The organism is Variovorax pasteuri, assembly GCF_051216435.1.
Lineage (GTDB): Bacteria > Pseudomonadota > Gammaproteobacteria > Burkholderiales > Burkholderiaceae_C > Variovorax.
The window spans coordinates 337,932-361,403 of record NZ_JBPJZS010000006.1; the positions used below are offsets into that span (position 1 = coordinate 337,932).

General features: G+C 69.6%; 20 protein-coding genes. 15 read left to right on the plus strand and 5 right to left on the minus strand.

The features are described 5' to 3' along the window. Positions 1-7 precede the first annotated feature (7 nt). The 4 genes from pgaB (at position 8) to ACSFBM_RS22820 (ending at position 4,821) form a co-directional block, all read left to right on the plus strand. The gene (pgaB, locus tag ACSFBM_RS22805; RefSeq protein WP_435486405.1) at positions 8-2,059 is read left to right on the plus strand and encodes a poly-beta-1,6-N-acetyl-D-glucosamine N-deacetylase PgaB; all 2,052 of its coding nucleotides are present in this window, start codon (positions 8-10) and stop codon (positions 2,057-2,059) included. Continuing rightward, positions 2,056-3,333 (plus strand): poly-beta-1,6-N-acetyl-D-glucosamine synthase, encoded by a 1,278-nt coding sequence (gene pgaC / locus ACSFBM_RS22810; RefSeq protein WP_435486406.1) that lies wholly within the window; start codon positions 2,056-2,058, stop codon positions 3,331-3,333. Before pgaB ends, pgaC begins: the two co-directional genes overlap by 4 nt. Next, positions 3,323-3,910 (plus strand): PgaD family protein, encoded by a 588-nt coding sequence (locus ACSFBM_RS22815; protein ID WP_435486407.1) that lies wholly within the window; start codon positions 3,323-3,325, stop codon positions 3,908-3,910. Before pgaC ends, ACSFBM_RS22815 begins: the two co-directional genes overlap by 11 nt. A 113-nt stretch (positions 3,911-4,023) precedes the next feature. Beyond that, entirely contained in the window at positions 4,024-4,821 is a 798-nt protein-coding gene (locus ACSFBM_RS22820; protein WP_435486408.1) for an SDR family oxidoreductase, read from the plus strand. 407 nt (positions 4,822-5,228) lie between these two features. On the opposite strand, the gene ACSFBM_RS22825 is transcribed toward ACSFBM_RS22820, so the two are convergent. Then, complete coding sequence (locus ACSFBM_RS22825; RefSeq protein ID WP_435486409.1) at positions 5,229-6,134, minus strand: LysR family transcriptional regulator; 906 nt, start codon at positions 6,132-6,134, stop codon at positions 5,229-5,231. Positions 6,135-6,219: 85 nt separating this feature from the next. Between ACSFBM_RS22825 and ACSFBM_RS22830 the strand changes: the two genes are divergently transcribed. After that, positions 6,220-7,230 (plus strand): zinc-binding alcohol dehydrogenase family protein, encoded by a 1,011-nt coding sequence (locus ACSFBM_RS22830; protein WP_435486410.1) that lies wholly within the window; start codon positions 6,220-6,222, stop codon positions 7,228-7,230. 18 nt (positions 7,231-7,248) lie between these two features. Further along, positions 7,249-7,821, plus strand: coding sequence for a GNAT family N-acetyltransferase (locus ACSFBM_RS22835; protein WP_435486411.1), 573 nt, complete (start codon positions 7,249-7,251; stop codon positions 7,819-7,821). A 19-nt stretch (positions 7,822-7,840) separates the two neighbouring features. Here ACSFBM_RS22835 and ACSFBM_RS22840 read toward each other — a convergent pair whose 3' ends face one another. Next, entirely contained in the window at positions 7,841-9,214 is a 1,374-nt protein-coding gene (locus tag ACSFBM_RS22840; RefSeq protein WP_435486412.1) for a PQQ-dependent sugar dehydrogenase, read from the minus strand. 163 nt (positions 9,215-9,377) lie between these two features. On the opposite strand from ACSFBM_RS22840, the gene ACSFBM_RS22845 reads away from it, so the two are divergent. The 4 genes from ACSFBM_RS22845 (at position 9,378) to tcuC (ending at position 14,689) form a co-directional block, all read left to right on the plus strand. Then, positions 9,378-10,145, plus strand: a complete 768-nt coding sequence (locus tag ACSFBM_RS22845) for an alanyl-tRNA editing protein (RefSeq protein WP_435486413.1) — start codon at positions 9,378-9,380, stop codon at positions 10,143-10,145. A 43-nt stretch (positions 10,146-10,188) separates the two neighbouring features. Then, a complete protein-coding gene (locus tag ACSFBM_RS22850) occupies positions 10,189-12,423 on the plus strand; it encodes a protein-disulfide reductase DsbD family protein (protein WP_435486464.1) in 2,235 nt (744 codons plus the stop codon). Between the two features lie 95 nt (positions 12,424-12,518). Beyond that, positions 12,519-13,211 (plus strand): redoxin domain-containing protein, encoded by a 693-nt coding sequence (locus ACSFBM_RS22855; protein WP_435486414.1) that lies wholly within the window; start codon positions 12,519-12,521, stop codon positions 13,209-13,211. Between the two features lie 125 nt (positions 13,212-13,336). Next, a complete protein-coding gene (tcuC, locus tag ACSFBM_RS22860) occupies positions 13,337-14,689 on the plus strand; it encodes an MFS transporter (RefSeq protein WP_435486415.1) in 1,353 nt (450 codons plus the stop codon). 6 nt (positions 14,690-14,695) lie between these two features. On the opposite strand, the gene ACSFBM_RS22865 is transcribed toward tcuC, so the two are convergent. After that, entirely contained in the window at positions 14,696-15,415 is a 720-nt protein-coding gene (locus ACSFBM_RS22865) for an SDR family oxidoreductase (RefSeq protein WP_435486416.1), read from the minus strand. 80 nt (positions 15,416-15,495) lie between these two features. On the opposite strand from ACSFBM_RS22865, the gene ACSFBM_RS22870 reads away from it, so the two are divergent. The 4 genes from ACSFBM_RS22870 to ACSFBM_RS22885 all read left to right on the plus strand — a co-directional run bounded on the left by ACSFBM_RS22870 (position 15,496) and on the right by ACSFBM_RS22885 (position 21,108). Continuing rightward, positions 15,496-16,431 carry a LysR family transcriptional regulator gene (locus ACSFBM_RS22870; protein ID WP_435486417.1) on the plus strand — a complete coding sequence of 312 codons (936 nt, stop codon included), beginning with the start codon at positions 15,496-15,498 and terminating at the stop codon, positions 16,429-16,431. Between the two features lie 44 nt (positions 16,432-16,475). Continuing rightward, positions 16,476-17,585 (plus strand): uroporphyrinogen decarboxylase, encoded by a 1,110-nt coding sequence (gene hemE / locus ACSFBM_RS22875; protein ID WP_435486418.1) that lies wholly within the window; start codon positions 16,476-16,478, stop codon positions 17,583-17,585. Between the two features lie 456 nt (positions 17,586-18,041). Continuing rightward, entirely contained in the window at positions 18,042-20,141 is a 2,100-nt protein-coding gene (locus ACSFBM_RS22880; protein WP_475545042.1) for a primosomal protein N', read from the plus strand. A 49-nt stretch (positions 20,142-20,190) separates the two neighbouring features. Continuing rightward, positions 20,191-21,108, plus strand: coding sequence for a hypothetical protein (locus ACSFBM_RS22885; protein ID WP_435486419.1), 918 nt, complete (start codon positions 20,191-20,193; stop codon positions 21,106-21,108). 11 nt (positions 21,109-21,119) lie between these two features. On the opposite strand, the gene ACSFBM_RS22890 is transcribed toward ACSFBM_RS22885, so the two are convergent. Further along, positions 21,120-21,329 (minus strand): hypothetical protein, encoded by a 210-nt coding sequence (locus ACSFBM_RS22890; RefSeq protein ID WP_435486420.1) that lies wholly within the window; start codon positions 21,327-21,329, stop codon positions 21,120-21,122. Positions 21,330-21,584: 255 nt separating this feature from the next. Here ACSFBM_RS22890 and ACSFBM_RS22895 point away from each other — a divergent pair, with 255 nt between their 5' ends. Continuing rightward, positions 21,585-22,316, plus strand: a complete 732-nt coding sequence (locus ACSFBM_RS22895) for a hypothetical protein (RefSeq protein WP_435486421.1) — start codon at positions 21,585-21,587, stop codon at positions 22,314-22,316. A 15-nt stretch (positions 22,317-22,331) separates the two neighbouring features. On the opposite strand, the gene ACSFBM_RS22900 is transcribed toward ACSFBM_RS22895, so the two are convergent. After that, on the minus strand, positions 22,332-23,378 hold the full coding sequence (locus ACSFBM_RS22900) for an AEC family transporter (protein ID WP_435486422.1): 1,047 nt from the start codon (positions 23,376-23,378) through the stop codon (positions 22,332-22,334). Positions 23,379-23,472: the final 94 nt, after the last annotated feature.

Genomic DNA, 23,472 nt, shown 5'->3' on the forward strand with positions numbered 1-23,472 from the left:
GCGAACGATGAAGAACTTCCTTTCCCTGTGGCGCACCGCCTTGCTGGGGCTGCTGCTGGCCGTGGCGCTGCCCGCGCCGGCACAGCCGCTGCCGCCGGCCGACCCCAGCGACGGCCTCACCTTTCGCGTGCTGTCCTTCCACGACGTGCGCACCAACGTGCGCGCCACCTTTGCGGACTCGCCCGACGAGACCGCCGTGGACGAACGCACCTTCGCCGAGGTGTTCGCCTGGCTCGAGCACAGCGGCTACCGGCCGGTGAGCCTGCAGCAGATCGTCGACGCGCGCGCCGGCGGCAAGCCGCTGCCGGCCCAGGCCGTGCTGCTGACCTTCGACGACGGCTACCGCAGCGCCTACACCAAGGTGTTTCCGCTGCTCAAGCGCTACAACTACCCGGCGCTGATGGCGCTGGTGACCAGCTGGCTCGACGTACCCGCAGGCCAGCTGGTGCACTGGGGCGACAAGCCCGCGCCGCGCGAGAACTTCCTGCTGTGGTCCGAAGCCGCCGAGATGGCGCGCTCGGGTCTGGTCGAGTTCGCGAGCCACACCGATGCGATGCACACCGGCATCGCCGCCAACCCGCAGGGCAACCTGCTGCCTTCGGCCGCCACGCACCGCTACGACAACGCCACCGGCCGCTACGAAAGCGACGACGCGTACGCACGCCGCGTGGAGACCGACCTGCGCCGCAGCCGCGAGATCATCGAAGCGCGCACCGGCGCCAAGGTGCGCGCCACCGTGTGGCCCTACGGCGCCTACAACACCGCGGCGCTGAAGGCCTCCGAGCGCGCGGGCATGCCCATCACCTTCACGCTGGACGACGGCCCCAACACCGGCGCGGTGCCGCTCAGCCGCATCCGCCGCGCGCTGGCCGCCTACGACAACCAGGCGCCCGAATACGCCCGGCTGCTGCGCAGCCCCGTGGGCGGCGAGGTGCGCCCGGTCAACCGCGTGATGCACGTGGACCTGGACTACGTGTACGACCCCGACCCCGCGCAGCAGGAGCGCAACCTGTCGCTGCTGATCGACCGCGTGGCCGCCGTGCGCCCGCGCTCGGTGTTCCTGCAGGCCTATGCCGACCCCGACGGCGACGGCGTGGCCGACGCCATGTACTTTCCCAACCGCCACCTGCCGATGCGCGCCGACCTGTTCGCGCGCGCCGCCTGGCAGCTGCGCACCCGCACCGGCGTGAAGGTCTACGCGTGGATGCCGGTCACGGCCTTCCGCCTGCCCGAGGCCAACCCGCTCGCCACGCACACGGTGGTGACGCAGGCCGGCACGACGCCCGACGACCGCTACCACCGCCTCACGCCCTTCGACCCGGCCGTGCGCGCGCTGGTCGGCGACATCTACGAAGACCTGGGCAGCCATGCCTTCTTCGAGGGCCTGCTGTTCCACGACGACGCCATGCTGGCGGACGACGAGGATGCCAGCCCCGCCGCGCTGGCCACCTACGAGCGCTGGGGCCTGCCGCGCGACGTGGCCGCGATCCGCGCCGACCCCGCGCTGATGGCGCGCTGGACCACGGCCAAGACGCGCTACCTGATCGACTTCACGCACGAGCTCGCCGCGCGCGTGGGCGCCTGGCGGCCCGCGCTGGAAACCGCGCGCAACCTGTATGCGCGCCCGCTGCTCGAGCCCCAGGCCGAGCAGTGGTTCGCGCAGAACTACGAGGCCTCGCTCGCGGCCTACGACTACGTGGCGCTGATGGCCATGCCGCGCATGGAAGGCGAAGCCGACGCACAGGCCTGGCTGGCGCGGCTCGCCAAGCGCGCGGCCGACACGCCGCGCGGCCTGGACGGCACCGTGTTCGAGCTGCAGGCGCGCGACTGGCGCACCGGCGAGCCCGTGCCCGACGCCGAGCTCACGCGCCAGTGGACGCTGCTGCAGCGCGCCGGCGTGCGCCACCTGGGCTACTACCCCGACGACTTCCTGAACGACCAGCCCTCGCTGGACACCGTGCGCCGGGCCCTCTCGGTGCGCACCCTGCTGCCGCGCGCCCTGGGGCCGGCCTCCGCTGAAATTCCCCCGCAGTCCCCGCAAGGAGAACGCTCGCCATGAGCTCCAGTCATTTCCTCGCGCAGACGCTGCCCTCGCTGCTGTTCGGCTTCGTCTTCTACTACCCCTTCTTCATGGCCTACGTGTGGATGGCGGGCGGCCTCTCGCATGCGTGGGTGTTCGAGCGCAAGCGCGACATCGAGGGCAACCCGCTCGAGCGGCTGCCCGCGCTTCCGCTGGTCACGGTGGTGGTGCCCTGCTTCAACGAGGCGCCGCACCTGCGCGAGGTGATCGAGCAGCTCATGCGCACGCGCTACCCGAACTACGAGGTCATTGCGGTGAACGACGGCAGCACCGACGGCACCGGCGAGCTGCTCGACGAGATGACGCGCGAATACAGCCGCCTGCGCGTGGTCCACAACGCCAGCAACCAGGGCAAGGCGGTCGGCCTGAACACCGCCTGCCAGCTGGCGCGCGGCGAGTACATCCTGGGCATCGACGGCGACGCGCTGATCGACGAGGACGCCATTGCATGGATGCTGCAGCCGATGCTGGCGTCGGAGCGCATCGGCGCCGTGACGGGCAACCCGCGCATCCGCACCCGCACCACGCTGCTGGGGCGCATGCAGGTGGGCGAGTTCTCCTCGATCATCGGGCTCATCAAGCGTTCGCAGCAGTTGGTGGGCACGCTGTTCACGGTGTCGGGCGTGATCGCCATGTTCCGCCGCCGCGCGGTGATCGACGTGGGCTTCTGGAGCCCCGACGTGCTCACCGAGGACATCGACATGAGCTGGAAGCTGCAACTCGCCGGCTGGAAGCTGCGCTTCGAGCCGCGCGCGCTGTGCTGGATCTTGATGCCCGAGACCTTGCGCGGCCTGTGGAAGCAGCGCCTGCGCTGGGCCATGGGCGGCATCCAGACCATGCTGCGCTACACGCCGCGCATCCTGCGCCCGGGCAACTGGCGCATGTGGCTGGTCTATGCGGAGTACATGACGAGCGTGGTGTGGGCCTATGCCATGGCCGCGGTGCTGGTGGTGAGCCTGGTGCGCCCGCTGCTGCCGGTCGACTCGCTGTGGCACTCCGCGCTGCTGCCGCACTGGCAGGGCACGCTGCTGGCCATGACCTGCATCCTGCAGATGCTGCTGAGCCTGTGGATCGATCGCCGCTACGACCGCGACCTGCTGCGCTATTTCGCCGGAACGATCTGGTACCCGATCGCTTTCTGGACCCTGACGATGGCGACCACCGTCATCGCCCTTCCCAAGGTCCTGTTACGCCGCCGCGGCAAGCGCGCGGTATGGACCAGCCCTGACCGAGGAGTTTCCGATGCGCAATGAAAACTATGAGACACCGCTCCACAGCCGTTTTCCAGGACACGACGACACGCCGCCGCCGAGCCGCTCACGCTCATGGGGCCAGCCCGCGGTGGACGAGCCGATCATCGACGCCGCGCGCATTTCGCTGCGCGCCTTCGGCACCGGCCGTTCGCCGCGGCGCACGCTGGCCATGTACCTGTGGCTGCGCGTGCTGCGCCCGGCCCTCACCATCGCCATCTGGTTCTGCGCCGTCTGGTATGCCTGGCCCTACGTGCTGGGCGCGCGCTCGCAGCCCGAGGTGATGCACCTGCTGGGCCTGTACGCGGTGCTGATCGGCGTGATCGGGGTGGCGATGCTGGTGATGGCGCCTTGGCGCCGCCGCCAGAACAAGCGCGAGGCGCCGCCCGAGAAGGAGGAATCGTCGCTGTTCGCGCTGGCCTCCTTCATCGACGTGCCGCCGGCACGGCTGTCGGCCTGGCAGCGCACGCGCCAGCTGCTGGCGCACCACGACAACAACGGCCACCTGCGCGACGCCACCGACACCGCGCCGGGCGCGCTGGAGCCCGAGCCGCTGCAGCGCGCGGGCGCAAGGCGCTGAGCCGGTAGCGATAGCGCTGGAGTTCGCGGCGCACAGCCGCGTCTGTGCAGGGGTTTCACGCCGGTGCTTCAATCGCCGGCGGATTCCCATTCATCACGGCCAAGGATTTTTTCATGGACCTCCAGCTCCAGGACCAGCACGTTCTCATCACCGGCGGCAGCAAGGGCATCGGCCTGGCCTGCGCGCTGGGCTTTTTGCGCGAGGGCGCGCGCGTGAGCCTCGTCTCGCGCGACATCGCCAACCTCGAGCAGGGCCGAAAGACGCTGCTCGAGGCGCATGCGCAGGCCGAAGGCCGCGTGTCGGTGCATGCGGCCGACCTCAAGGACCCGGCCAGCGCCGTGGCCGCGCTCGATGCGGCCGAGCAGGCCTTCGGCGCGGTCGACGTGCTCGTGAATTCGGCCGGCGCCGCGCGCCGCACCCCGCCCGACGACCTGACCGCGGCCTCCTGGCACGACGCGATGGACGCGAAGTACTTCACCTACATCCACATGATCGACCCGGTGGTCAAGCGCATGGGCCAGCGCGGCCGCGGCGCCATCGTCAACGTGATCGGCCAGGGCGGCAAGGTGGCCAGCCCCGTGCACATGGCCGGCGGCGCGGCCAATGCGGCGTTGATGCTGGTGAGCGCCGGCATGGCCGCGGCCTATGCGGGCAAGGGCGTGCGCGTGAACGCGGTGAACCCCGGCCTCACGCTGACCGAGCGCTTGCAGGAAGGCATGAAGGCCGACGCCAAGCTCGCGGGCATCGGCACCGACGAGGCGCTGGCACGCGCCAAGGCGAGGCTGCCGCTGGGGCGCATCGCGACGCCGGAGGAAATTGCCAACACGGTGGTGTTCCTGGCATCGGCGAAGGCGAGCTATGTGACGGGCGCGATCGTGGCGATGGATGGGGCGGTGACGCCGATGATCTGAGGGCGGCGCGTGGGACGTGGGGCAAGCGGCGGTATCGAGCGCCGCGACCCTCACCCCAGCCCTCTCCCCGAGGGGAGAGGGAGCCAAACACAGGGCCGAGCGCAGCGAAGGCCCGTTCGAACTGCAAGGGCCGAGCGAAGCGATGGCCTGAACCGGCTCCCTCCCCTCTGGCCGCGCCGAGGAGCGGAGCGTTTCGCGGATCAGGGCTCGCCCTTGTTTGAGCGAAGCGAGTTTGGGCGAGACCCCGCGAAACGCGAGCACCGCAGGTTGCCCGCAGCGAAGCGGAGGGACGCGGACAGTGGGGTCGCCTTTCTTTTGCCTACTTTTCTTTGGCGAAGCAAAGAAAAGTAGGTCGCCCGCCGGGGCGAGTCCCGGCCAGCAGCGCCAAACAAACCAACGCCAACAGTTCAAGCTCCTATCAGCGCCTCGAACTTCAACGCCAAGAAATCCACAAACGCCCGAACCCGAGCCGGCACGAACCGCCCACTGGGCAACAGCGCATGCAGCGGATAAGGCTCCGTGTCCCACTCCGGCAGCAGCCGCACCAGCCGCCCCTCGCGGATGTCGTCCCGCACATCGAGCGACGACTTCAGCGTGATGCCGTGCCCCGCCACCGCCCATTCGCGCGCGAGCGAGGCGTCGTCCGCGCTGCGGTTGCCGTTCACGCGCACGTCGGTCCACTGGCCCTTTTGCGCGAAACGCCAGACGCGGTTGGCGCGCCCGCCGCGGTTGAAGATCAGGCAGTTGTGCTGCGCCAGGTCTTGCGGCGTCTTCGGCGCGGGATGGCGGCGCAGGTAGTCGGGCGAAGCGATCAACAACGGATTGGTCATGGCGAAGGGCCGCGCCACCAGCCGCGAATCGGCCAGCGGGCCATAGCGCAGCGCCACGTCGACCTCGTCGCGCATCACGTCGAGCGGCCGGTCGCCGACCGACAGCGACAGCTGAACGCCGGCGTGCAGCGCCAGGAACTCGTCGAACCACGGCAGCAGCGTGCTGCGCGTGAGGTCCGATGGCGCCGCCACCCGCAAGGTGCCGACCAGTTCGCCCCGGTCGGCCGTGACCAGCGACTCGCCTTCGTCCAGCAGCTCGAAGGCGCGCACCGCGTAGTCGAGCAGCGTCTGGCCCTGCGGCGTGAGGCGCATGGCACGGGTGGAGCGCTCGAACAGGCGGGCGCCGAGCTGGGTTTCCAGCCGCTTGAGCGTGGCGCTGGCGGCGGCAGGCGTGATGCCCAGCGCATGCGCCGCCGCGGTGAGCGTGCCGCCTCGCGCGGTGTGCACCAGCACCTGCAGGTCGGAGAGATTTTCAATCTTCATTTGAAAGTGTTGCTCATTTCGACGGTCTTATCAAACCAGCCTTGCCATCCTACAGTCGAGCCATCGTCACTGAAAGGTCCCCGCCATGAAAGCCGTCGGCTACTACCAGCCCCTTCCCATCGACAACCCCGAATCGCTGCAGGACATCGAGCTGCCCGCCCCCGTGGCCGGCGCGCGCGACCTGCTGGTGCGCGTGAAGGCGGTGTCGGTCAACCCGGTGGACACCAAGGTCCGCAAGAACGCCGCCCCCGAGGCCGGCCAGGCCAAGGTGCTGGGCTGGGACGCCGTCGGCACGGTCGAGGCCATCGGCAGCGGCGTGCAGAACTTCAAGGTGGGCGACCGCGTGTACTACGCCGGCTCCATCGTTCGCCCCGGTGCCAACGCCGAGCTGCACGCGGTGGACGAGCGCATCGCCGCCCTCGCGCCCAAGAGCCTGGACGACGCACAGGCCGCCGCGCTGCCGCTGACCACCATCACCGCCTACGAGCTGCTGTTCGACCGGCTGCAGGTGCCCAAGGGTGGCGGCGAAGGCCAGACGCTGCTGATCACCGGCGGCGCGGGCGGCGTGGGCTCCATCCTCATCCAGCTCGCGCGCCAGCTCACCAAGCTGCGCATCGTTGCCACGGCTTCCCGCGCCGAAACGCGCGAGTGGTGCCTGGCACTGGGCGCGCACACGGTCATCGACCATTCGAAGCCGCTCGCGGCCGAGCTCAAGGCCGCCGGCATCGGCGAGGTCGACATGGTCGCCAGCCTCACGCAGACCGAGCAGCACTACGCGCAGATCATCGAGAGCCTCAAGCCCCAGGGCCAGCTCGCGGTGATCGACGACATGAAGATGCTCGACGCGATGCCGCTGAAGACCAAGTGCATCTCGCTGCACTGGGAAATGATGTTTGCGCGGTCGCGCTTCGAGACGCCCGACATCGCCGAGCAGGGCAAGCTGCTGGCCGAGGTGGCGGCGCTGGTCGACGCGGGCCGCATCCGCACCACGGCGAATGCGAGCTTCGGCACCATCAACGCCGCGAACCTGAAGCGCGCGCATGCGCTCATCGAGAGCGGCAAGGCGCAGGGCAAGGTGGTGCTGGCCGGGTTCTGAGCCAGCACAATCGCCGGCATGACCGACGACGCTCGCACCCCTGTTCCCCTTATCGAATTCGACACTGAACGGCTGCGGCTGCGCCAATGGCGCGAGAGCGATCTCGCGCCATTTTTTGCGCTGGCTTGCGACCCTCAGGTGATGGAGTTCCTGCTGCCCCTGCCGACGCGCGCCGACAGCGATGCATCGGCCGACCGTGCCAAGGCGCTCATCGCGAAGAACGGATGGGGCTTCTGGGCCGTCGAGCACAAGGCGTCGGGGGAATTCATCGGCTTCACGGGACTGAATGCACCGCTGGCCACACTGCCGTTCTCCCCGTGCGTCGAAATCGGCTGGCGCTTTGCGCGCCATGCCTGGGGCCAGGGTTTCGCGACCGAGGCCGCGCGCGGCGCGTTGCAGGTCGGCTTCGATCAGCTGGCGCTCGACGAGATCGTGGCCTTCACCGCCGTCGGCAACCTGCGCTCCGCGGCGGTGATGGAACGCATCGGCATGACCGAAGACCTCGCCGGCGCCTTCGACCATCCGCTGGTGCCCGAAGGGCATGCGCTGCGCCGGCACCGGCTCTTCCGCATCGGCCGGCCGCGGCGCTGACAAGACAAGGGGCGGCGGCTTATTTGTCCTTCGACACCCGCCACACCGCATTGCCCACGTCGTCGGCCACGATCAGCGCGCCGCTCTTGTCGAGCGTCACGCCCACCGGGCGGCCCTGGGCCTTTTCGTCGGCGGTGAGGAAACCGGTCAGCACGTCGACCGGCGGCCCGCTCGGCTTGCCGCTGATGAAGGGCACGAACACCACCTTGTAGCCCGACTTGGGCTTGCGGTTCCACGAGCCGTGCTCGCCGATGAACACGCCGCTGGCGAACTGCTCGGGCATGACGCCCACGCGCGAGAACGCCATGCCCAGCGGCGCGACGTGCGAGCCCAGCGCGTAGTCGGGCGCGATGGCCTTGGCCGCCATCTCGGGGTTCTGCGGCGTGACGCGCGCGTCGACGATGCCGCCGTAGTAGCTCCACGGCCAGCCGTAGAAGGCGCCGTCCTTCACCGAGGTGAGGTAGTCGGGCACGAGGTCGCTGCCGATCTCGTCGCGCTCGTTCACCACGGTCCACAGGGCCTTGGTGTCGGGGTCCCAGCCCATGCCGTTGGGGTTGCGCAGGCCGCTGGCGAACATGCGCTTCTCGCCCGACTTCGTGTCGACCTCCCAGATGGCGGCGCGGCCTTCTTCGGCCGCCAGGCCGTTCTCGCCGATGTTGCTGTTGGAGCCGACCGTCACGTAGAGCTTGCTGCCGTCGGCATTGGCAATGACGTTCTTGGTCCAGTGGTGGTTGATGCCCGCGGGCAGCGGGGTCACCAGCGTGGGGTTCACGCTGATGGCGGTCTGGCCCTCGGTGTAGGGCACCTTCACCAGCGCGTCGGCGTTGGCGATGAAGAGCTCGTTGCCCACCAGCGCCATGCCGTAGGGAGACATCAGGTTGGTCATGAAGACCTGCTTGACCTCGGCCACGCCGTCGCCGTTGGCGTCGCGCAGCAGCGTGATGCGGTTGGCGCTGGGCACGCCGGCACCGGCGCGGCCCATGACCTTGCCCATGACCCAGTTGCGCACCTTGGCCACCACGCCGTCGCCGCCGTCGGTGGCGCTGCCGCCGGGCTTGGGCGGCTTGTTGCTCTCGGCCACCAGGATGTCGCCGTTGGGCAGGGTGTAGACCCAGCGCGGATGGTCCAGCCCGCGTGCCAGCGCCGTGACCTTCAGGCCTTCGGCGGGGGTGGGCGTGGCGGTGTCGGTCCAGCCGACGGCGGGGGCGACGTTGACGGTGGGAATCAGCGTCTTGTTGGGCTCGGCCAGCTTCGGGTTGGGGCCGGTGGTGGCCTCCGGCGTCAGCTTGGCGGCCTCGCCGCAGCCGGCGACGAGCAGCGCGACGGCCACGGCAGCGGCGGGCACCTGCCAGGGAAACGCGTTGCGGGTGGGGGCTTGCTGCGGTGCTTTCATGCGTGATCCTTTGAGCGGTCTTTGAGCGGTCTTTGAGCGGTGTTGGCGGTTCGGGCCGCTTGTCGAGCGGATCATCCCCCGCGTGCGCGGGGCGGGGCTGTCGGTCGTGGGCGCTTTCTGGCGTGGGCGCACCTCATTCGGGCATCGCCGCTACCATCGCGGGATGACCGACGACCTGTTCCGCGCCGACGCCTACCTGCGCACCTGCGAAGCCCGCGTTCTGCGCATCGACGAAGCCGGCATCGTGCTCGACCGCACGGTGTTCTACCCCTTGGGCGGCGGGCAGGCTGGAGACAGCGGCGTGCTGGCCCTGGCCGACGGCCGCGAACTGATCATTGCCGACACCCGCAAGGCGAAGAACGAAGAAGGCCAGCCGACGGACGAATTCGTCCATGTGCCCGCCCCGGAACAGGCCGGGCTGCTGGCCGCGCTGAGGCCCGGCGACACCGTGACCGCCCGCATCGACTGGGAGCGCCGCCACCGGCTGATGCGCTTCCACACCGCCTCCCACCTGCTGTGCCACCTGGTGCCGGTGCCGGTGAACGGCTGCTCCATCACCCCCGACTACGCGCGCATCGACTTCCACATGACCGATCCGCTGGACAAGGAGGCGCTGACGGCCGGGCTGGCCCGGCTGGTCGAGGCGGCCCATCCGCTGACCGTGGGCGCCATCACCGACGCCGAACTCGACGCCAACCCCGGCCTGGTCAAGAGCATGAGCGTGCAGCCGCCGCGTGGCCTGGGCACGGTGCGCACCATCCGCATCGGCGGCTCCGAAGCCGAGGGCGGTGTGCAGATCGACTTCCAGCCCTGCGGCGGCACGCATGTTGCAAACACCTCGGAGATCGGGGCGATGGTGGTCACCAAGATCGAGAAAAAGAGCGCCAACAGCCGTCGCGTGGTGCTGGGCTGGGCTCCCGTGGCCGCCTGAAGCGCCCGGAACTTCGCCCCCATCGATGGCTCCGACTGCAGGCATGATCTTTTCGCGCATTTCTTTCGCTACGCTTCTGATAGCAACCGCCGCAGCCAGCATGCCGGCTGCCGCGCAATTGGCGTCCAAACCGGGCGCGGTGGTCACCACCCCCCACGTGCGCGCCGAACTGATCGCGCACGCGCCCGACGGCGTGACGCCCGGCGCCCCGGTGTGGGTCGGCCTGCAGATCACGCACCAGCCCGAGTGGCACACCTACTGGAAGAACGCCGGCGATTCGGGCCTGCCTACGGAAATGACCTGGACGCTGCCGCCCGGCGTGTCCACCGGCGAGATCGCCTGGCCGGTGCCCGAGAAGATCGCGGTGGGCAGCCTCGCCAACTACGGCTACGAGAACACCGTGCTGCTGCCGGTGCCGCTGGAGGTGTCCACGCTGTACAAGCCGCCGGTGGCGCTGGGCGCCACGCCGGCCATGGACATCCAGCTCAAGGCCTCCTGGCTGGTGTGCCGCAAGGAATGCATTCCCGAGGAAGGCACCTTCTCGCTGTCGTTGCCGCTGCAGGGCTCGACCGCGCTGCACAAGGCCGATTTCGACACCGCCGCGGCAGCCCAGCCCCAGCCGCTGGCCAGGCCCGGCACCGTGGAGGTCGACGGCCACACGCTGAAGGTGCGCCTCGAAGGCCTGCCCGCCGCCGTGCAGGGCAAGACGCTGGGCTTCTTCCCCGAGACCCCCGAGGTGATCCGCACCGCGGCCGTCTCCGGCAAGGACTGGACCCAGGCCTGGCAGGACGGCGCCTGGACCGCGACGATTCCGCTGGCCGACCAGCGCAGCGCCAGCCCCACGGCGCTGCCGCTGGTGGTGGCGCTGGCCGAGGCCGACCGGCAGGCCGGCCAGCCGATCGCCTGGCGCGCGGAGCCGCCGGTGTCGGGCACCTGGCCCGCCAATGCCGCGCCGCGCGCCGAGGTGTCGCCGGCGCTGCAGGCCGCCCTCACTGCCAATGCCGCCCTCGCCGTGAATGCGGCCGCCGCTGCACCGGCCGCGCTGAACGCGCCGTCGGCCACCACCTTCATCGCCGCCCTGTTCGGCGCGCTGCTCGGCGGCCTGCTGCTCAACCTGATGCCTTGCGTGTTCCCGATCCTGGCGATCAAGGTGCTGGGCTTCGCGCGGCAGGCGGGCAACGACAGCGCGCACCGCAAGGCCGGGCTGGCCTACACGGGCGGCGTGATGCTGTCCTTCCTCGCGCTGGGCGGCGCCATGCTGGCGCTGCGCGCGGCCGGCGCCGGGCTGGGCTGGGGCTTCCAGTTGCAGTCGCCGGGCGTGGTGGCGGCGCTGGCGGCGCTGTTCACGCTGATCGGGCTGAACCTGGTGGGCGTGTTCGAGTTCGGCCGCGCCGCACCGTCGTCGGTCTGCAGCGCGCAGGCCAAGCATCCGCTGGCCAACGACTTCCTCTCGGGCGTGCTGGCCGTGGTCATTGCCTCGCCGTGCACCGCGCCTTTCATGGGCGTGTCGCTGGGCTTCGCCATCGGCCTGCCGGCCGCGCAGGCGTTGCTGCTGTTCGCGGCACTGGGCCTCGGGCTGGCGCTGCCCTACCTGGTGGCCAGCTTCGTGCCCGCCATCGCCCGGCTGCTGCCCAAGCCGGGCCCGTGGATGCACACGCTGCGCCGCCTGCTCGCATTCCCGATGTTCGCCACCGTGGCGTGGCTGGTGTGGGTGCTCGGCCAGCAAAGCGGCATCGACGGCGCGGGCACGCTGCTGGCGCTGCTGGTGTGCATGGCCGCCATCGTCTGGGCGCTCACGCTGCGCGGGCGCACGCGCATGGTGATTGCGGGCGTGCTGATCGCCTTCACCGCCTTGCTGAGTGCCGCCATCGGGCGCAATGTGTTGCAGGTCGTGGAGCCCGCCACGCTCGCATCGGCGGGCCCCCAGGGTGCCGCCGGCCAGCGCTGGCAACCGTGGTCCGCCGAGCGCGTGGCCGAACTCTCGGGCGCCGGCCAGCCGGTGTTCATCGACTTCACCGCCGCCTGGTGCGTGACCTGCCAGTACAACAAGAAGGCCACCCTGGCCGACGCGCAGGTGCTGGCCGACTTCGATGCCAAGAAGGTCGCCATGTTGCGCGCCGACTGGACCCGCCGCGACCCCGCCATCACCGCCGCGCTCACCGCGCTGGGCCGCAGCGGCGTGCCGGTGTACGTGCTGCAGGCGCCGGGCAAGCCGCCGGTGGTGCTGACGGAAATACTGGGCAAGGACGAGGTTCGCGCCGCACTCGCCGCGCTTTGACCACCGCTGTGACATGGGTTGTCACAGGCACTTGAAGAAACCGTTCTAAGCTGCAGTTGTTGTTTGGAATTTTTCTTTTGGAGTTCAAGCTGGCCATGTCTCTTTCGCCAACCGTCGACTCGCGTTCCCTGCGCGCCGCGCGCCATGCCCGCGCCGCCCTGAGCCGGGCCTCCCGCCGTGCCGTCGTTGCCGCCGCGGTGGCACTCGGCGCCACTTTCCTGATGGGCACCAACGCCGCCGCCGCCCCCGCCGTGGGCCAGCAGGCACCCGATTTCGTGGCCGTGGACACCACCGGCGCCAAGCACAAGCTGTCCGATTTCGCGGGCAAGTTCGTGGTGCTCGAGTGGACCAACCCCGGCTGCCCCTTCGTGCGCAAGCACTACGGCAGCGGCAACATGCCCGCCACGCAAAAAGCCGCCACCGACAAGGGCGTGGTGTGGCTGGCCATCAACTCCACCGAGCGCGCCGCCAGCGACTACCTGAAGGCCGACGCGCTCGACGCTTGGATGAAGTCGCAAAAGGCCGCGCCCACCGCCGTGCTGATGGACGAGGACGGCGTGATCGGCCAGGTCTACGGCGCGCGCACCACGCCGCACATCTTCATCATCGACCCCAAGGGCACGCTGGTGTACGCGGGCGGCATCGACAGCATCGCGTCGGCACGGGCGGAGGACATCAAGACCGCCACCAACTACGTGAACCGGGCGCTGGGCGAGGCCTTCGGCGGCAAGCCGATCTCCACAGCCAGCACGCGGCCCTACGGCTGCTCGATCAAGTACAAGACCTGAGCGCCCAACCCCATGCCCCGCGCGACGGCGCCGGGGCGTGACAGCTACCTGACCGGCGCAGTCAGGCAGCGGTCGGGAAGCCCGGCCTACTCTCGGCGACCACATACGCCACAGGGGACAACAACATGAAGACCGCGCCCTCCACAGCGCCGCAAGGCGCGCCCGCCCGCGCCACCGTCGGCGCCTCCTCCTCATCGTCCTCCTCGAAAGTCGCCACCGTCCTGCGCGTGACCGGCGGCAATTTCATGGAAATGTTCGACTTCTTCCTGTTCGGCTTCTATGCCACGCAGATCTCGAAGGCGTTCTTTCCGGCCGGCAACGAGTTCGCCTCGCTGATGCTGACCTTCATGACCTTCGGCGCGGGCTTCCTGATGCGGCCGCTGGGCGCGATCTTCCTGGGCGCGTACGTCGACCGCGTCGGCCGCCGCAAGGGGCTGATCGTCACGCTCGCGCTCATGGCCGTGGGCACGCTGCTGATTGCCTGCGTGCCGGCCTACGCGACCATCGGCCTGGCCGCGCCGCTGCTGGTGCTGATCGGCCGACTGCTGCAGGGCTTCTCCGCCGGCGTGGAGCTGGGCGGGGTGTCGGTGTACCTGTCGGAGATGGCCACGCCGGGTCACAAGGGCTTCTATGTGAGCTGGCAGTCGGCCAGCCAGCAGGTGGCCATCGTGGTGGCGGCCGCGCTGGGCTACTGGCTCAACGTGAGCTTCACCTCGCAGGAGATCGGCGACTTTTACTGGCGCGTGCCCTTCTTCGTGGGCTGCCTGATCGTGCCGGTGCTGTTCATCATCCGCCGCTCCCTGCAGGAGACCGAGGAGTTCATGGCGCGCAAGCACCGCCCGGACGCCCGCGAAATCTTCCAGTCGATGATTGCCAACTGGGGCCTGGTGGTGGCCGGGATGATGCTGGTGTCGATGACGACGGTGTCGTTCTACCTGATCACCGTCTACACGCCCACCTTCGGCAAGGCCGTGCTGCACCTGAGCACCACCGACGCGCTGGTCGTCACGCTGTGCGTGGCCGTCTCCAACTTCATCTGGCTGCCGATCATGGGTGCGCTGTCGGACCGCGTGGGGCGCAAGCCGCTGCTGATCCTGTTCACGGTGCTGACCATCCTCACGGCGTACCCGTCGCTGAAGTGGCTGGTGGGCGCGCCGAGTTTCGCGCGCATGCTCGAGGTGGAGCTGTGGCTGTCGTTCCTCTACGCGAGCTACAACGGTGCGATGGTGGTGGCGCTGACCGAGGTGATGCCGGTGAACGTGCGCACGGCAGGCTTCTCGCTGGCGTACAGCCTGGCCACCGCACTGTTCGGCGGGTTCACCCCGGCCATTGCGACGGGGCTGATCGAGATGACCGGCGACAAGGGCGCGCCGGGGCTGTGGATGACGGCAGCGGCCATCTGCGGGCTGATTGCGACGCTGGTGCTCTACCGGCGCAACGTGAGCGCGGCGGACGCGCGGCGCGTGCCGGTGGTCTGAGTTTTTTCAGACCAGCCGCAGCCCGCCGTCGCACTCGATCACCGTGCCCGTGGTGTAGCCGTTCTCGATCAGGAACTGGATCGCATGCGCCACGTCCTGCGGCCGGCCCACGCGGCCCACGGGCAGCGTCTCGACCTGCTGGCGGAACAGGTCGTCCTTGAGCGCGGCGGGCACGCGGTCCCACCAGGGCGTGTCGACCAGGCCCGGTGACACCGCATTCACCCGGCTCGGCGCGAGTTCGCGCGCCAGGCTGCCCAGCATCGCCTCGATCGCGCCGTTGATCGCAGCCAGCCCCGCGGTGCCGGGCAGTGAATTGCGCGCGGAAATCGCCGTCACGAAAGTCAGGCTGCCGCCCTTGCGCAGCACGCGCGCACCGGCTTGCGCCGCCTCGAGCTGAGGCCAGAACTTGGCCTCGAAGCCGCTGCGCAGCGACTGGAGATCGAGCTGCGCGAACTCGCCCGCGCCCTCGCCGCCGCTGAGCGTGAGCACCAGGTGATCGACGGGCCCGGTCTTCTTGAAGAAGGCATCGAGCGCGCCACGGTCGCGGGCGTCGAAGGCCGCGCCGCTCACGTTCGCTCCCAGGCCGCCGATGGCCTCCTGCAGCTTGCCGTTGTCGCGTCCGGTCGCGATCACGCGCGCACCGGTTGCGGCCATGCGCCGCACGGTCTCGAGCCCCACGCCCGACGAACCGCCGACCACCACCACTGTCTGTTGTTCCAAAGCCATGTCGACTCCTTTGAATGACTGATGAAGAAAGTGCCTTCAGGTTAGGCAGCGGCGCCCTATCATTCAAATCGTTTGAAACCATGGAATACATCAACGAAAGTGATTTCAGGCGGCTCGACCTGAACCTGCTGCTCGTGTTCCACGCGCTGCTGCACGAACGCAGCGTCACGCGCGCGGCGCAGCGCCTGTTCATCGGCCAGCCTGCGCTGAGCGGCGCGCTCAAGCGGCTGCGCGTGGCGCTGGGCGACGAACTGTTCGTGCGCACCTCGCACGGCATGACGCCGACGCCGCGCGCGCTCGAGCTCGCGCGCGTCATCGAGCCGCTGCTGCTGTCGCTGCAGCAGGCGCTGCATGCACAACCCGCGTTCGACCCCGCCAGGGCAGAGCGCGTGTTCCGCATCGGCCTGAGCGATGCGCTCGAAGTGGCGCTGATGCCGCGGCTGATGCAGCGCCTCGCGGCCGAGGCGCCGGGCGTGCGGCTGGTCGCGCGCGAAGCCGACCGCGCCAACGCGCCCGGCATGCTCGACGCAGCGCAGATCGAACTGGCGGTGGGTGTCTTCATCGACTGCGCCGCATGGCATCGGCGGCGCGCGCTGTTCGACTGGCACTTCGTCTGCGTCTACAACCCCGAACTCGTGAAAACGCGCGGAAAGCGAGTGACGCTCGAGGAGTACCTGCGCCATCCGCACCTGCTCACCTCCTTCAGCGCCGACCTGAGCGGGCTGGTCGACGACTTGCTGCGCGAACGCGGCCTCGCGCGGCAGGTGGTGTTCTCCAGCCGCAACTTCGCGACCAGCCCGTTCATCGTGCGCGAGATGCCCGCGATCACCACGGTGCCCACCTTCGCGGCGGCTGCCTGGCGCGATGCGCTGGGACTGGCGGTCAGCCCGCTGCCGTTCGAGACGCCCGGCTACGAGGTGTCGCTGCTGTGGGCCGCGGCGCATGACGGCGACCCGGGGCTGCGGTGGCTGGCCGGGATGGTGGCCGAAGTGTTCGGCGGCAAGCCCATCGCCTGACGAGGCTTGCAGGCTTCAGGACACACCCCTGCGACAATGCCCGGATGCCTTTCGCCCCCCTGAAAAACGACACCTTCCTGCGGGCCTGCTGGCGCCAGGCCACCGACCACACGCCTGTCTGGCTGATGCGCCAGGCCGGCCGCTACCTCCCGGAGTACGTCGCCACCCGCGCCAAGGCGGGCAGCTTCATGGGGCTGGCCACCAACACCGACTACGCCACCGAAGTCACGCTGCAGCCGCTGGCGCGCTACCCGCTCGACGCGGCGATTCTGTTTTCCGACATCCTCACCGTGCCCGACGCCATGGGCCTGGGCCTGTCGTTCGAGGCCGGCGAAGGCCCGCGCTTCGCGCGCCCGGTGCGCGACGAAGCCGCGGTGGCCGCGCTCGAAGTGCCCGACATGGACAAGCTGCGCTACGTGTTCAGTGCCGTGGCCTCCATCCGCAAGGCGCTCGACGGCCGCGTGCCGCTCATCGGCTTCTCGGGCAGCCCGTGGACGCTGGCCTGCTACATGGTGGAAGGCGCGGGTTCCAGCGACTACCGCCTCGTGAAGAGCATGCTGTACAGCCGCCCCGACCTGATGCACCGCATCCTCGCGGTGAATGCCGATTCGGTGGCCGCCTACCTCAACGCGCAGATCGACGCCGGCGCGCAGGCCGTGATGGTCTTCGACAGCTGGGGCGGCGTGCTGGCCGACGGCGCGTTCCAGGAATTCAGCCTGGCCTATACCGCACGCGTGCTGGCCGGCCTGAAGCGCACCGGCGCCGACGGCGAGCCGGTGCCACGCATCGTGTTCACCAAGGGCGGCGGCCTGTGGCTGGACGCCATGCGCGAGCTCGACTGCCAGGTGCTCGGCGTCGACTGGACGGTGAACCTGGCCAGCGCGCGCCGGCAGGTCGCCGAGGGCGCCGACGACAAGGCCAAGGCGCTGCAAGGCAACATCGATCCCAATGTGCTGTTCGCACCGCCCGCGCAGATCGAGGCCGAAGTGTCGAAGGTGCTGAACGCCTTCGGCAAGCCGCACGCCGACCTCAACGCCAAGGGCCCGACCCACATCTTCAACCTGGGCCACGGCATCAGCCAGTTCACGCCGCCGGACCACGTGGCGGCGCTGGTGCAGGCGGTGCACAGCCAGTCGCGCGCCCTGCGCGGTTGAAACTGTGAACTGGCGGGGGCGGACGGCGCGCAGGCGTCGACCGCACCCCAAAAGGCGGTCCGCAGCCGTTTGTCAAGCGCAAAAACGGTATATGGGTACTGACTTATGCACAAAACCCGTGCTGCACTGCGCAAGATTATCCGAGGGATCCGCCCCTTTGCTCCCAAAGCAATAGCACCGCCAAGTTGTTGATTTATATAGGATTTGAACTTTGCTTTTTTTCCGGGCAATCTGGCCGGAGCCTTGATTTACAAGGCTTGGCGGCGTGTGGCGCCCGGTTGTCAACAAAGTTATCCACAGAAACTCTGGATGGATTCCAAAGCTGTGAGAAATCAACGACTTAAGCGAATGTGCTCAAAGTCGCTTTAACAAACCTTGCCAAGAAGTATTCCCATCGCCGACGCCGCCCTCCCTCATGACGGCACCGTTCATCCGACGAACGGTAGCCCCTCGGGCCTGCCCTGGCGGCTCGACGTCGCGGTGCAGACCCCCGCGCATGCCGCCCTGGGCGACCTGCTGAGCTACGCCGGCGCCGAGCCCCTGCCGCCCGGCACGCTGGTGCGGGTGCCGCTGGGCAAGCGCGAGGTGCTGGGCGTGGTGTGGAACCCGCCCACCGCGCTGCAAGGCGCCGCGCCGGACATGGCGCTGAAGCCGGTGGGCGCCGCGCTGGACGCGCTCGAGCCGCTGGGCGAGGCCTGGCGAGACCTGGTGGCCTTTGCCGCGCGCTACTACCAGCGCTCGATCGGCGAGATCGCCCTGGCGGCCCTGCCGCCGCAGCTGCGCGACCTGAGCACCACGCAGCTGGCGCGCCGCCTCAAGCGCAAGACGACGGCCGGGCCGGTGGCCGAGACCGCCGAATCTTCGAATTTGATAGCACTGAGTGCAGAGCAGACGGCCGCATTGGCCCGAATCGATGCCGAAACCGGCACCTTCCTGCTGGTCGGCAGCACCGGCAGCGGCAAGACCGAGGTCTACCTGCGCTGCGTGGCGGACCTGCTGGCGCGCGACCCCGCCGCGCAGGCGCTGGTGATGGTGCCCGAGATCAACCTCACGCCGCAGCTCGAAGCCCGCTTCAAGGCCCGCTTCGGCGACGAGGCCGTCGTGTCGCTGCACAGCGGCATGACGAACCCGCAGCGACTGGCGAGCTGGCTGGCGGCACACGGCGGCGCGGCGCGCATCGTGCTGGGCACGCGCATGGCGGTGTTCGCGTCGATTCCGGGGTTGAAGCTCATCGTGGTCGACGAGGAGCACGACCCCAGCTACAAGCAGCAGGAAGGCGCGCGCTACTCGGCGCGCGACCTCGCCGTGTGGCGCGGCCAGCGCGAGAAGGCCAAGGTGATCCTGGGCTCGGCCACGCCTTCGCTCGAAAGCTGGCACCAGAGCCGCCCGCCCGAGGGCGACGACCCGGGCGGGCGCTATGTGCGCCTGGCCATGCCTTCGCGCATCGGCGCGGGCGAACTGCCCACGGTGCGCCTGGTCGACATGAACCTGCAGCCGCCGAAAACGGTCATTTCAGGCGCACTGCTCGACGCCATAGGCCAGCGCATCGCACGCGGCGAGCAGAGCATGATCTTCCTGAACCGGCGCGGCTACGCCCCGGTGCTGGCCTGCGGCGACTGCGGCTGGAAGAGCGAATGCCCGCACTGCAGCGCCTACCGCGTGTTCCACAAGATCGACCGCACGCTGCGCTGCCACCATTGCGGCTTCACGGAACGCGTGCCGCGCGCCTGCCCGGCCTGCGGCAACCCCGACATCGCGCCGGTGGGCCGCGGCACCGAGCGGCTGGAGGAGCACCTGGCCGAGCTGTTCGCCACGGTGAAGCACCCGGACGGCAGCGCGGTGCGCATCGCGCGCATCGACGCCGACAGCACCAGGAAGCAGGGCGCGCTCGAATCGCAGCTCGCCGCGGTGCACGCGGGCGAGGTCGACGTGCTGGTCGGCACGCAGATGATCGCCAAGGGCCACGACTTCCGCCGCATCACGCTGGTGGCCGCGGTGAACCCCGACGGCGCGCTGTTCTCGAGCGACTTCCGTGCGCCCGAGCGCCTGTTCAGCCTGCTGATGCAGTCGGCCGGCCGCGCGGGCCGGGACGCGGCCTACCTCGCGGCGCAGGGCGCCAAGGCCGAGATGTGGATCCAGACGCACCACGCGCAGCACCCGCTGTTCACGGCGTTGCGCCAGCACGACTACGCCGCCTTCGCGCAGCAGCAGCTCGACGAGCGCCGCGCCGCCGCCATGCCGCCCTTCGCCTACCAGGCGCTGCTGCGGGCCGACGCGCGCGAGCAGGCGGTGGCGCAGGGCTTCCTGAACCTGGCCGCCGACAAGGCCGAGGCGCTGCCGGGCGCCGACCTCGTCACGCGCTACCCGGCGGTGCCGCTGGCGATCCAGCGCGTGGCCAACGTCGAGCGCGCGCAGATGCTCATCGAAAGCCCCTCGCGCGCCGCGCTGCAGCGCCTGCTGGCGCTGTGGCAGCCGCTGCTGCACGAACTGCGGCGCACGCCCGAGGGCAAGGGCGTGATCCGCTGGCTGGTCGACGTCGATCCGCACAGCATCTGAGCCGCTTGTCCTGCACGCCGAAAGCCGGCGCGTGGCGACAGTGACTCGCATGACAACCGCCCCCACCCCCTTGGCGCGCCGCGCGTTCGCACCCTGGCTCCTGGCGGCCTGCGCGGCGCTGTGTGCCTTGCCGGCCGCGGCGCAGCAGCCTGCCCCTGCAGCCCCCGCTGCCACTGCCGCCGCTGCCAACGGTGGCGAGGCATTGCGCGCGAAGCTCGATGCGCTGAAACCGCAGCTGGCAAGCAACGCCTTCAAGCGCCCGCTGACCATCGAGTCGAACGAAAGCGCCGACCGGCTGAGCGGCGACGTCTATGCGCTCGTCGACCACCCCTTCAACCAGGTGAGCGGCGCGCTGCGCGAGCCGGCCGCATGGTGCCAGGTGCTGATGCTGCACCTCAACACCAAGCACTGCGCGGTAAAGAGCGGCGGTGCCGCCCTGGCCGTGGCCGTCGGGCGCAAGTTCGACCAGCCGCTGTCGGACGCACAGAACATCGACTTCGCCTACAAAGTGGGCAAGGCCGACGCCAACTACCTGAACGTGCGCCTGAGCGCGGCCACCGGGCCGCTGTCCACGCGCGACTACGCCATCGTGCTGGAGGCCACGCCGGCCGACAACGGCAAGACCGCCATCCACATGAGCTACGCCTACGCCTACGGCACCGCCGCGCGGCTGGCGATGAAGGGGTACCTCTCGACACTGGGCAGCGACAAGGTCGGGTTCACCTCGAAGGGACAGGGCGAGTACATCGGCGGCGTGCGCGGCGTGGTGGAGCGCAACACCATGCGCTACTACCTGGCCATCGACAGCTACCTGGATGCGCCGGCCGCGGGCCAGCTCGAACAGCGCCTGGGCGCGTGGTTCGACGCCACCGAGCAGTACGCGAAGCAGCTGCACGAGGTCGACCGCAACGACTACATGACCATGAAGCGCCACGAGTTCGAGCGCTTGCAGCAAGCGCCTTCCTGACACCGCGCTTGTCAGTGGTAGCCGGTCGGTTCCTTGCCCATGTCGACGTAGCGAAGCTCGTTGTGCCGGCGCCTCACCATGCTGCTCGGCCAGGCGAACACCACGAGGCTCAGCGCGGCCAGCGCGATGGCGGTGGCCGTGCCGAACTTGCTGGCGTGCCAGAACCAGCCGACGCCGGCGAGCCACAAGAACCACAACAGGATGCGAACCAGAATTGCCATTGCGCGCCCCTATTCACACCTTTGACGTACAAGCACTGTAGCAGCGCCACTGCAAACGGAAGCATTCAACTGAAGTGATAGCGCCGTCTATGCCTTAAGGCCAGCCTTGGCTTACCCGAAAATTTGTGAAAAAACAGTTGACGGCATCCCCCGGCGCTGTTCAAGCTGTAACCGACGCGAACCTGTCGCGGGTTACGTCTTCCAAGCAAGCTCGCCATCGAAAAGGCAAAGGCCCCAGGGTCCGCAAAGATCGCCATGAAACCGCCGTCCGCACCAGGTTGGGTTTTGTCACTCGCGACTTGCCTCGCATGCCTGGCCTTGACCGCCTCGCCCTCGGCCGGCGCAGCCGAACTGGCGCTGCAGGGCAGCCGGCTGGTGGTCGCAGGCATGCTCGACGGCACCGCCGTCAAGGAATTCACCGAACAGCTGGCCAGCGGCACGGTGCGCACCGTGGTTTTCGAGGATTCGTTCGGCGGCACCGCGGACGCGGCCGGCGCCTATGCCGAAGCCATCCGCGCGAGCGGCGTTCAGACCGAGGTGCGGGGCCAGTGCATGGCAGCCTGCGCCTACGCCTTCCTGGCGGGCAAGACGCACCGCTTCGGCTACGGCCCGCAGGTCAACGGCATCATGCTGCCGGTGGCGGTGCGGCCCACGGCCTCCGAGCTGGCGACGCGCTGGCGCGGGGACGAGGCCCACAAGACGCTGGCCGACTTCACGCCGCCCGCCGCGGCAGCAGCAGTCACCGCTGCTTCGACTTCCACCGCTGCTTCCACCACCCCGGCCAGCGCCACACCGGCGGAAGCCGGCGCGCCGCCGCCCAAGGACAACTGGCAGCCCGACCACGGCGTGCTCTTCACCGCGAGCCCCACCCTCTTCGGCCGCGTCTACAACACCTACTACTGCGACGGCACGCAGGGCCGCGACTTCTCCAAGTGCGAACGGCTCTCCGACGCAGACCCGTACAAGCTGGGCGTGCTGACGCCGTAGCGCCACCCCGGCCGCTCAGTTCAGCGCGCCGACCATCAGCGGAAAGCTGAAGAACGCCACCACCGTCGTCCACAGGATGATGCGGGCGATGCGGCCGTTGTCGGCACCGAAGCGCTCGGCCAGCATGGCCACGTTGCTCGCGCTCGGCAGCGCCGCGACCAGCACGATCACCACCAGCGCCGCATGCGACAGCGGCAGTCCCAGCGCCATGGCGCCCAGGCCCAGGCCCCACACCAGCAGCGGGTGCACCAGCAGCTTCACCGCCACCACCGGCAGCACGTCGCTCCACGGCGCTTTCGCCGCGTTGTGCGCGGCCTTGGGGCGCGTGCCCATCGCCTCGGCCACCGCCGCGCTGGCGTCGTGCTCGCGCGCCAGCAGCGCCGAACGCGCCAGCACCGCCCCGATGGTGAACAGCGCCACCGGCGACGCCGCATCGGCCAGCATGGCGACGGTGCGCTCGAGGGGGCCCGGCAGCTGCCAGCGCGCGGCCGACAGCAGCACGCCCAGCAGGATCGACCACGGCATCGGGTTGACCAGGATGCCGCGCAGCGCCTTGCGCGCCGCCAGCGAGGCGCCCTGGCGCCCGGCCACCGCCACGCCCACGGAGCCCACGGCGCCGTCCAGCCTCGAGAGCGCAATGCACAGCGACGAGGTCACCACCAGGTCGAACGCGATCGTGATGATCATCGGCCCCGCCGCCTGCGACCCCAGCAGGGCCACCAGCAGCGGCACGCCCATGAAGCCGGTGTTGGGAAACGCCGCCACCAGCGCGCCGAAGGCCGCGTCGTTCCAGCCGATGCGCGCATTGCGGGTGAACATCACCACGCCCGCCACCACGGCCAGCGCGCAAACGCCCCAGACCAGTGCGACGCTGCCGTCCAGCAACTGCCCGATGGGCGTGCCCGCGCCGAAGCGCAGCAGCATGCAGGGCAGCGCGAAATACAGCACGAAGGTGTTTAGGCCAGGAATCGCGTCCAGCGGCAGGACGCGCGCGCGAGCGGCGGCATAACCAGCCGCGATTAACGCGAAGAAAGGGAAAGTAACAAGGAATACAGGCAGCACCCGGCGATTGTCGTTGCCTGCCGCGATGGCCGCAGGGTCATTGCACAGGCGTGCGCGGCCTACAACCCCGCGCGGGGTCCGCCCCGTATCATTG

What these genes read in the sequence shown, in the direction of transcription:
- ACSFBM_RS22850 (WP_435486464.1), top strand. Translation starts at nt 10,189, where the DNA reads ATGATCTTTTCGCGCATTTCTTTCGCTACGCTTCTGATAGCAACCGCC.
- ACSFBM_RS22820 (WP_435486408.1), top strand. Translation starts at nt 4,024, where the DNA reads ATGGACCTCCAGCTCCAGGACCAGCACGTTCTCATCACCGGCGGCAGC.
- ACSFBM_RS22845 (WP_435486413.1), top strand. Translation starts at nt 9,378, where the DNA reads ATGACCGACGACCTGTTCCGCGCCGACGCCTACCTGCGCACCTGCGAA.
- pgaB (WP_435486405.1), top strand. Translation starts at nt 8, where the DNA reads ATGAAGAACTTCCTTTCCCTGTGGCGCACCGCCTTGCTGGGGCTGCTG.
- tcuC (WP_435486415.1), top strand. Translation starts at nt 13,337, where the DNA reads ATGAAGACCGCGCCCTCCACAGCGCCGCAAGGCGCGCCCGCCCGCGCC.
- pgaC (WP_435486406.1), top strand. Translation starts at nt 2,056, where the DNA reads ATGAGCTCCAGTCATTTCCTCGCGCAGACGCTGCCCTCGCTGCTGTTC.
- ACSFBM_RS22830 (WP_435486410.1), top strand. Translation starts at nt 6,220, where the DNA reads ATGAAAGCCGTCGGCTACTACCAGCCCCTTCCCATCGACAACCCCGAA.
- ACSFBM_RS22855 (WP_435486414.1), top strand. Translation starts at nt 12,519, where the DNA reads ATGTCTCTTTCGCCAACCGTCGACTCGCGTTCCCTGCGCGCCGCGCGC.
- ACSFBM_RS22815 (WP_435486407.1), top strand. Translation starts at nt 3,323, where the DNA reads ATGCGCAATGAAAACTATGAGACACCGCTCCACAGCCGTTTTCCAGGA.
- ACSFBM_RS22895 (WP_435486421.1), top strand. Translation starts at nt 21,585, where the DNA reads ATGAAACCGCCGTCCGCACCAGGTTGGGTTTTGTCACTCGCGACTTGC.
- ACSFBM_RS22890 (WP_435486420.1), bottom strand. Translation starts at nt 21,329, where the DNA reads ATGGCAATTCTGGTTCGCATCCTGTTGTGGTTCTTGTGGCTCGCCGGC.
- hemE (WP_435486418.1), top strand. Translation starts at nt 16,476, where the DNA reads ATGCCTTTCGCCCCCCTGAAAAACGACACCTTCCTGCGGGCCTGCTGG.
- ACSFBM_RS22870 (WP_435486417.1), top strand. Translation starts at nt 15,496, where the DNA reads ATGGAATACATCAACGAAAGTGATTTCAGGCGGCTCGACCTGAACCTG.
- ACSFBM_RS22865 (WP_435486416.1), bottom strand. Translation starts at nt 15,415, where the DNA reads ATGGCTTTGGAACAACAGACAGTGGTGGTGGTCGGCGGTTCGTCGGGC.
- ACSFBM_RS22885 (WP_435486419.1), top strand. Translation starts at nt 20,191, where the DNA reads ATGACAACCGCCCCCACCCCCTTGGCGCGCCGCGCGTTCGCACCCTGG.
- ACSFBM_RS22835 (WP_435486411.1), top strand. Translation starts at nt 7,249, where the DNA reads ATGACCGACGACGCTCGCACCCCTGTTCCCCTTATCGAATTCGACACT.
- ACSFBM_RS22825 (WP_435486409.1), bottom strand. Translation starts at nt 6,134, where the DNA reads ATGAAGATTGAAAATCTCTCCGACCTGCAGGTGCTGGTGCACACCGCG.
- ACSFBM_RS22840 (WP_435486412.1), bottom strand. Translation starts at nt 9,214, where the DNA reads ATGAAAGCACCGCAGCAAGCCCCCACCCGCAACGCGTTTCCCTGGCAG.